The following is an 8,001-nucleotide window of genomic DNA, read 5'->3' on the forward strand; positions in this document are numbered from 1 at the left end:
CACCTCTGTGGTGGGCCTTTCCTCGCCGAAAGTGGCCATCCCCTGATATGCACATCGGAGAATGCTTGTAACCGGTTCAACCGCAACCTTACGCCGGTGGACGATACGGATATGCGCACCGCGTATGGTCCGCCAGCTGTGGGAAATCCTAATCCGAGTCATTTAACCTCCGAGGTTCAATGAATAGTGACGGTTGGCTCAGCAGCGTGCCTTCCAACTCACGCCTGGGATAGCCGATCCGAGGGTCAATGACCGTGATGCGCGTCACTGGAACTTCGAGGAGCGAATTGGCTCATGACTTGTAGCACTAGACCGCTGGGACGTCGGTGAGCTCGGCGGCCGGCACTCTCAGCGTTTATGCTGCACAAATCGACGCGGACATGTTTTAGCGGATTCGGATGCTCGCTAGCGATCAATACGGCCGAGCGGCGTTCGCTGGGACGTCTCAACCACGAAAAGCCGGTCAACCATCGCGCGGCAAGGCAGCGAACAAGCACGCGGCTTTTTGCAACATGTGACGATGATCACGGACCTGACGCACGATCTATAGGATTGTCGCGTCTATCAGTTCCTTGCGGTTCTTCGAGGGAGCACACTATGAGCGTCGTGATTCAAAGACTTAGCGGCCGGTGGCACCTCGTCGTCGGGTCGTGCCAGCTCCGAACACCTTTCCTTGAGACTCAGGACCGAGAGCGGGTCGTTACGTACGCCCGGCGAATCTACCCTGGTGCCAAAATCTTCGAACGCAGCTGATCTCAAAGCAACGCACTCGAACGGATGCTATCCGGTAGTTGAGTGATTGGCAGGCGCGCAGAAGATTGTGTCGAGCTTCTATCGAGAAATGTCCCGGACGCGCCGCGAGGTGTGCAGACGAGATCACGGAGCGACGCTCTCGCGCAATCGGCGGAGCTGGGACCGGAGCCGTTCGCAGCCTAATTCCCTCTCGAAAGTGGTGATCGCCTGAAGCGTAGGTTCAGCGCGCAGGCTCTGCAACCGTGCCATGTCGCGGGTGCAAGAATCTTCGGAACGGACAGACTCATTCTGTGCCTGCTGCTTCGGAGCCGCTTGCGGCGCCGCATTTCCGCTAGAAGGCAGAGCGGTATTACCAACAATACTCTCAAACAGACGCTGTACTTGTGGACGCAGCCGCTTGCAGGTGACCTCGCTTTGGAAGTTGGTGATCTCGTCTGGTGCAGGGGTGGCGCGCAGACGTGCCAGCCTCGCTTCGTCGCGGACACAGGGATCCGTGATTTCAGGGGGCGCCTGCGCCGGAGCCGGCGGCTTGGGAAGTTCCGCCTTCAGCGCCGGTGGCGCGCTTGGCTGCATTGGATTGACGGCGACCGGCTTCGCGAGGGTCGGCGCCGAAACCGGCGGAGCGGGCGGCGGTACTGGCGCTACATTTGCTGTACCAAACTGCGGCACCAAGGCGATGGTGGCACCGCCGAGAGAACCGTAGATGAACGGCTCCTGCCGTCCACCGGTCATGGCGATGACCTCATCGCGCACGCGGCCAAGCGCGATCCGAATGTCGATGCCGGGCTCAGCAAGGTGTCGGAGCAGAGCGGTTGCGTAGGGACTATTCACGCCGTCGCCATCATAAGAAATCGACCCTGCCTTCGCCGCGAAGGCCACCAGCGTGTCGGCGCTGATTTCATCCAGCTTCGCGAGGCCGCCTCTCGTCGGCGACCGGCTTGCGGACCGCAACTTGGCCGCAAAGGGGTTGTCGCGACAGGCGTCGAGCAGTATCAAGCGCAGGCGGCGTACCGGTTGCAGCGCCCAGATGATGCGATCGAGCGCGATAGCCTCGTCGTCGACGTCGTAGTCGTGGCTCAGCTTGGCATCCATCGGGATCAGATAATTCACGCCGCCGATCTCGATGCCGTGGCCGGCGTAATAGACCACCGCCACATCGGCATTCTCCGCAGTGATGAGGAACTCGCGTACAGTGCGCTTGAAGTCGACGACGCCGAGATCGTTACGTGCAATGACGACGTCGAAACCGATAGATTTGAACAGCGCTGCAATCGCTTTGGAGTCGTTGCCGGTATTGGGCAGCGGCGGTGCGTTCGTATAGGAGGAGATTCCGACCACCAGCGCGACCCGACGCTCCGCTGCGGCCGCATCCGCGAACATCGCGCTGATGATGAGGCAGAGGACGTGGATCAAGAGCCGGTGCGGTTTCATCGTTGCATCACAATCCGTAACTCCGCCAGGGGCGATGGCGGTGCTTGCGCTTTTTCGGCGGCAGACCGTTCTCCGTCACGGTGACGTTGATGACATCGGAGAACACCGGTGGATCGTGCGGCACGTGTTGAAAATCAGCGAACAAAAGGCGCAACTTGTGCTGGCCGATCGGGAGCGTGATCTTCGCTTCGGTCTGGCCAGCGCCGAAGTGCAGGTGGTTGAAGTCGTTTGGGATTGGTTGGTCGAGTGGAGGCAACTCGGCATCCACTAGCAAATGATGATGGCCGGTGTTGGGTTTGTCGAAGCCCGCCGGCGCCACGCCCATGTTCAACAAGCCGAAGCGGATAACCGGGTTCGGAGAAATATAGGAGCCGTTCTTTGGATAGATGAAATAAACCTTCGCGTCCTTGGGCGAGGAACGGCGTCCACCCGCCGCAGGGGTTGCTTGCGCCGCCGCGGGGCTGGTTTGGTCAGCTACCTTGACCTTGATCCGCTCGGAGATCACCGGCGGCGAATGCGGGACGTGATTTTTATCGGCGAACACCAGCTGCAAAGTGTGCTCACCGGGGGCCATCGAAATCTCTGCCTCGGTCTGTCCGGCCCCGAAATGGAGGTGCTGGAAATCGTTAGGAATTTCAGCATTCAGCGCGGGCGTGGGCGAGTCGATGATCAAATGATGGTGACCACTGTTGGCGCGGTCCGAACCTGCCGGAGCAACGCCCATGCCGTGCAGGCCAAAATGTAGAGTGGTCTTGGTTGGCAGGGTGTCGCCATCCTTCAAGCCGATGAAATAGACGGCCGCCCCTGGCGGCGAGGGCGTTGGTCCGCCCGACTGAGCTTGAGCCTGTGCGGCGTGCCAGTGCATCAAGCCGCCGATAAATGGAACCAGAACCGATATTAGCAAACGTTGCATCATCGCAATCTTCCCAATGGATAGACCACAATCTGGACCACAGGAGCCGCGGGAATCTGAAATAAGCTGCAACTATCGAAATTAGGCCGTCCCACCCAAAGCGGGACGAGCCTGAAACGATATCCCTTTGCTCGCCAATGTAAACCACAATCGAGCGGGGCGACTGTCGCCTTGCCGGTCGCGGCCGAATGAAGCATGCTATGCGGCATTGAATGTGACGTGTGCATACTCCTGATCGTTCGAGTCGACCGGAGATCACAAGATGAAATCCGCCGCCTTGTCTGTGATTTGTCTCACAGCACTATTTGCAAGTACTGCTGCAATTGCCCAGCGGGGGCTAAGCAGCGGCCCATCTAGCGACCAATCATCAGCGCCATCCGACACCAGAGTGGCTCAACAACAGGGCGCCAGTGTGGATCCTGGAGAGTTGTTTCGCGATTGCGATAATTGCCCTGAGCTCGTGGTTGTGCCTCCGGGAGACTTTGTGATGGGATCCAATGACACGCCCTATGAGAAGCCCGAGCACCTGATCCGCATTCCCAAGCCCTTCGCGATCGGGCGCCGCGAGGTGACGTTCGCGGAATGGGACCCGTGTGTCGATGCTGGCGCCTGCAAAGTCCGTCCCGAGGATCACGGTTGGGGTCGCGGCGACCGTCCAGTCATCAATGTCAGCTGGGAAGATACCAAGCTGTACGTCGCCTGGCTGTCGCAGAAGACCGGACAGAAATACCGTCTGCCCAGCGAAGCGGAGTGGGAGTATGCCGCGCGCGCGGGGACCAGAACACCGTTCTGGTGGGGCAAAGAGGCAGGCGTGGGTCATGCGCAGTGCGACGGGTGCGGAAGTCCGATCAAGCAGCAGGTCGTGCCAGTCGGCTCCTTCCGTCCGAATGGCTTTGGGCTCTACGACACCTCCGGCAATGCTGCGGAGTGGGTCGAGGATTGCTGGAATGATTCCTATCGCAATGCGCCGAAGGACGCGTTGCCTTGGACGTCGGGCGACTGCCGCCTGCGGGTGCTGCGCGGCGGCAACTTCCTCAGCAAGGTCAGCGACGTCCGATCTTCGGCGCGATTTCGCTACGACGTTGATGTACGTTACTACGCCAACGGCTTTCGCGTCGTGCGGGAGCTGCCGTAATATGCCGCGCCCCGACTTAAAGCGCGCGATCGTCGCGGCGATAGTTGTATCGTTTGGTGCAGCCACTGCCGCTCGGGCACAGTCCTACTCCGCGAGCGGGCAAATCGGCTATCTGCACGAATGGGAGATTACGGGTAATCTCGCGAAGACGGTTACGAGTCCAGGTACAGAATATTCAGGGACCATCACGCTGCGCCACGTCGGCCTGTGCAGCGTCAATGGCGCAGAGCAGAAGCAGGCGAGCATGCAGTTGAAAGTGTCGTACGGCCGGCTGGAAGGCATTTTGATCATGGATCAGGACCAATGCCGCATCGTTGCGTCCGGATCGGCAGGTGCGGGACTGTTGCGCTGCGGCAGCGGACAAGACGTCCCGATCAATCTCCTGATTGGCAAAGCGGTTGAGACCGAAGCAGCTGATCGCGCGCGATTTTAGATCGCCCCGATTCCGCAGTACTGCCCGCTCGCCGTGCGACAGTGCGCTACTGCTATGACGCCAACGCTGCGCCAACACACGCTCCATCGGCCGCTGGGCGACAGAAGTGCCGTTGGGCGATCATCGCTCCGGCGAAGGCCCGCCGAATGATTGCTGTCGTTATCGCATCCGCCCCCTGACAAAGAAGCAGGAATGATGGCCACTGTAGGAGCATGGCATCCTCTCAATGCGGCCTACCGACCACGAATGCGAACGGCAGAATGAAAAGCTCCTCGCCAGCCTCATCGCTGACATGCAGGGCCCACTGGCGCCAATCTTCCAGGTTGGCGGCTGTGACGAGGGATCGCACCCTGCGGGTGGCCTCCTCACACGCCTCGATCAGGTCGGATACGAATGTACCGCGACGATCCATCAGTACTCCTTTAGCGTTCGAGCAATGGAAATAGACCTGAGTCATGTATGCCTCCTTGGAAAATCCGGGTGAGCAAGCTCAACCTTGCATGTCGAAGTCATATGAGGCCGCAAAGCGGATTGTCCGTGATCATCCGCACATTGTACGGATTGCTAGGCTCGCGGGCCTCGATCGGGTCCGAGGCAGGGATCCAGGTTTAGCGCTGAGCCGGCGCAAGCCATGCTTGCGCCGCCGGCAGCCGAAGTGTCCGCGCCAGCTGTCTACCCTGCTACATCCAGTTTGGGCTCGGGCTGCCCGCCGCCGCTGGAAGCCGGTACGTGCCGGCAGAGGGGGTAACAGAACGCGGCATCGATTTTTTAGTGCTTGCAATACGACAGAGGGAGGAGGCCAGCCTAGGACGGTACCTCGCGGCCATATCTTTCGCGATCGTCGCGGCTGCTTGCGCCGGCGAACTGGATTGCGTTCCGCGACATTCTGGCTCTCAGCATGCGGCAATGCCTTTCACGGCGTCGGCCGGACGGGCCTTCTAGCAGCCGTCTGCCGTGCGCGCGGCTCATCTTTCCGCGCCTCCAGCCGCATTCCGCCGATGGTATCGAACTCGCGCGCCGCCAATGGTACGGCGATTGCCGCCCCGTGATTTTCGTCACAGATGGAGGAGCTGTCTTCCAGTATGGTTCGGTCCACATGTTGTTCCTTGCAACCCCGAGGAGGGAAGTCATGAGTGGAATGCGTGAACTGATCGATGCGGAACTCGACGTCGTGAGTGGAGGTCATGGACACCATGGACACCATGGACACCATGGGCACGAGGGGCTCTTCAGCTTTGGCAATTTCGGCAATATCGGCCAGTTCGGCAATATCGTCATAGAGCAGAACATTGCCGTGCAGATTGGTATCGCTATCGGCAATAACGCAAGCGTCACACAGCAACTCGGTCAGCTGAACTTCAGCTCTATCCACTAAGCTGCGGATGTCCGAACTCCTATGCCTGCTCGAAGGGTGTTCGGATACGAATTAGATTGGGAATTCTGATGGACACGGGCACGTACAGTGCCCACTTGCTACAAGGCTTCGTTCGTTGCCGTCGGGCCGGCGTGCGGAGCCTTATCACGGACGCGCTTGCAGCACTCAATGATACGGCTGTCCAATCATGGACAACTCGATCGTTGGTATGGATGCGGCATCAACCAGAACAGACTTCAGTCGATCAGACGGTCCACGAGGTGGGTTAACGCGCTGGGTCATGCGGCGGTTGATACCAACGCTTGCCGACTCAGTTGGCGGCGACGCCGACCACGATCAGCTTGTCTGGATGTTCATGCCTTGCCTGAGGCTCGATATTGTTTGTCCACCGCGCGACCAGAACGAGTGGATCAGAGAATTCGCAATGAGTATGGGCAGCCGTGCCCACGATCCGGCGAACAGCCGCCGCATTAAACCAATCTGCTCTTAGCTTATACGCCTACGAAACTCGTCGTCTTCTTCAACGCCTTTTCCGCTCGATCGAGCAAGCTCGTCGGGTTCGGAGCGATCCGCAACAAGCGCGCGGCCACGTGGCCCGCGGTCGTTCATCTCGCCGTCAAATACCATGTGGCTCAGCGCTCCTTAGCCCTCCTGCCTGAGACAGCGTCGTGGGCCATATGGGAGCGAAAGCGGACTGCCGCTGCGAGGCGCCCGTGATTTTTGTCACAGATGAATAGGCCATCCTTGAGTATCAACACGCGTAGTGAGGCACTGGCTTGCTCTGGGCTGGATGTCGTTCACCCCGCAATTCCTGAGGAGGGAATCATGAATGAAGTGCGTGAACTGATCGATATGGAACTCGACACCGTGTGTGGCGGAGGGCTCTTCGACGTGAGCAATTTGTCCGGCAACATCGTCGTACAGCCGCAGATCGCTACGCAGGTTGGTGTTGCCGTCGGCGGCTTCAGTGTCTTCGGCAATGGTGGCGGCGCTAACCTGACACAGTTGCTCGCTCAGGCGAATGTCAGCTCGATCGGCTAGGTAATGCATGCCCGCACACTCCTTGGCGGTCCGGGGTGTGCGGGTACAACTCGGTACCTGACCGCAACGACATTCCGCCATCGCTGAATGCCGCTGCGGTGGGGCCGATCACTCCCGCAACATCGAGTGGACACATCCGCTGAAGAGTTATTCAGCGGATCCAGGAATGGCTTGAGCCGCCGCGCGAGTTCATCTTCCATTCCAGCACGGTCGCCCCTCCAACGGCCTAACATTCAACAACATTGAACATCTGATTGCGGAATCCGATTGCGATCGGCAATCAACTATTTGCCAAACGAGGGAGCCGGTCGCTTTGGTGCACCGAAATTGGATCGCAGCGCCAGACGCGTCGTCAACGGCATCCAGCAATGTGCCTCGCATTGTCTCGGCTTACGACGAATAGGCGTGTGCTCCGCGCGTTAATGCGTTACGCCCCCACATGATTTCGGTGCATGCGGGGATCATGTTGGACGGACTAGAAGCGGCGCAGGAAGTACGCGCACCAGTACGTCCGAAATCACGCGTCGTATCGCAGACGGTTGATGTGGGGCGTGCGTGATTCGTCTCACAGATAAAACAGCCACTCTCCGGTAAGAACACGAGCAGTGAGGCGCTGGTTTGCTTTGAGCCAGATGCCGTTCACGGCAACCCAGGAGGGAAGTTATGATGGAAGCATGTGAACTGATCGATATGGAGCTCGACGGCGTGTCTGGTGGGTTCTTCGATTTTAGCAATTTGTCCAACAACATCGTCGCGCAGGCGAACACTGCGACGCAGGTCGGCGTGGCTCAGGGCGGCTCCAGCGTCTTCGGTGCCGGTGGTGCCGCTGCCGTCACCCAGCTGCTCGCGCAGGGCAACACCAGCTCGATCGGCTAAGTCAAACCCAACTGAGGAGGAAACGTCATGATTGAAGCGTACGA

The 8,001-nt window shown here is 59.3% G+C and carries 9 protein-coding genes; 5 read left to right on the forward strand and 4 right to left on the reverse strand.

From position 1 onward, the window contains the following. Positions 1-876 precede the first annotated feature (876 nt). Positions 877-2,184, reverse strand: coding sequence for a caspase family protein (locus BM222_RS28630; RefSeq protein ID WP_092235565.1), 1,308 nt, complete (start codon positions 2,182-2,184; stop codon positions 877-879). Between the two features lie 7 nt (positions 2,185-2,191). Continuing rightward, a complete protein-coding gene (locus tag BM222_RS28635; protein ID WP_092235568.1) occupies positions 2,192-3,100 on the reverse strand; it encodes a DUF4399 domain-containing protein in 909 nt (302 codons plus the stop codon). Positions 3,101-3,485: 385 nt separating this feature from the next. On the opposite strand from BM222_RS28635, the gene BM222_RS28640 reads away from it, so the two are divergent. Beyond that, the gene (locus tag BM222_RS28640) at positions 3,486-4,232 is read left to right on the forward strand and encodes a formylglycine-generating enzyme family protein (RefSeq protein ID WP_502690939.1); all 747 of its coding nucleotides are present in this window, start codon (positions 3,486-3,488) and stop codon (positions 4,230-4,232) included. A gap of 1 nt (position 4,233) precedes the next feature. Then, on the forward strand, positions 4,234-4,665 hold the full coding sequence (locus tag BM222_RS28645; RefSeq protein WP_092235573.1) for a hypothetical protein: 432 nt from the start codon (positions 4,234-4,236) through the stop codon (positions 4,663-4,665). 223 nt (positions 4,666-4,888) lie between these two features. Here the strand turns inward: BM222_RS28645 and BM222_RS28650 are convergent, their stop codons facing one another. Together BM222_RS28650 and BM222_RS41395 are read right to left on the reverse strand one after the other, a co-directional pair. Further along, the gene (locus tag BM222_RS28650) at positions 4,889-5,122 is read right to left on the reverse strand and encodes a DUF6894 family protein (RefSeq protein ID WP_092235576.1); all 234 of its coding nucleotides are present in this window, start codon (positions 5,120-5,122) and stop codon (positions 4,889-4,891) included. 456 nt (positions 5,123-5,578) lie between these two features. Then, complete coding sequence (locus BM222_RS41395; RefSeq protein WP_177243529.1) at positions 5,579-6,037, reverse strand: hypothetical protein; 459 nt, start codon at positions 6,035-6,037, stop codon at positions 5,579-5,581. A 190-nt stretch (positions 6,038-6,227) separates the two neighbouring features. Here BM222_RS41395 and BM222_RS40345 point away from each other — a divergent pair, with 190 nt between their 5' ends. The 3 genes from BM222_RS40345 (at position 6,228) to BM222_RS28665 (ending at position 7,957) form a co-directional block, all read left to right on the forward strand. After that, positions 6,228-6,530, forward strand: coding sequence for a hypothetical protein (locus BM222_RS40345; protein ID WP_143106075.1), 303 nt, complete (start codon positions 6,228-6,230; stop codon positions 6,528-6,530). Positions 6,531-6,865: 335 nt separating this feature from the next. Further along, positions 6,866-7,081, forward strand: coding sequence for a hypothetical protein (locus tag BM222_RS28660; protein ID WP_092235581.1), 216 nt, complete (start codon positions 6,866-6,868; stop codon positions 7,079-7,081). Positions 7,082-7,744: 663 nt separating this feature from the next. Then, on the forward strand, positions 7,745-7,957 hold the full coding sequence (locus BM222_RS28665; protein WP_143106076.1) for a hypothetical protein: 213 nt from the start codon (positions 7,745-7,747) through the stop codon (positions 7,955-7,957). The last annotated feature ends 44 nt before the right edge of the window (positions 7,958-8,001 follow it).

This window comes from Bradyrhizobium sp. Gha, assembly GCF_900113735.1.
Classification (GTDB): Bacteria; Pseudomonadota; Alphaproteobacteria; order Rhizobiales; family Xanthobacteraceae; genus Bradyrhizobium.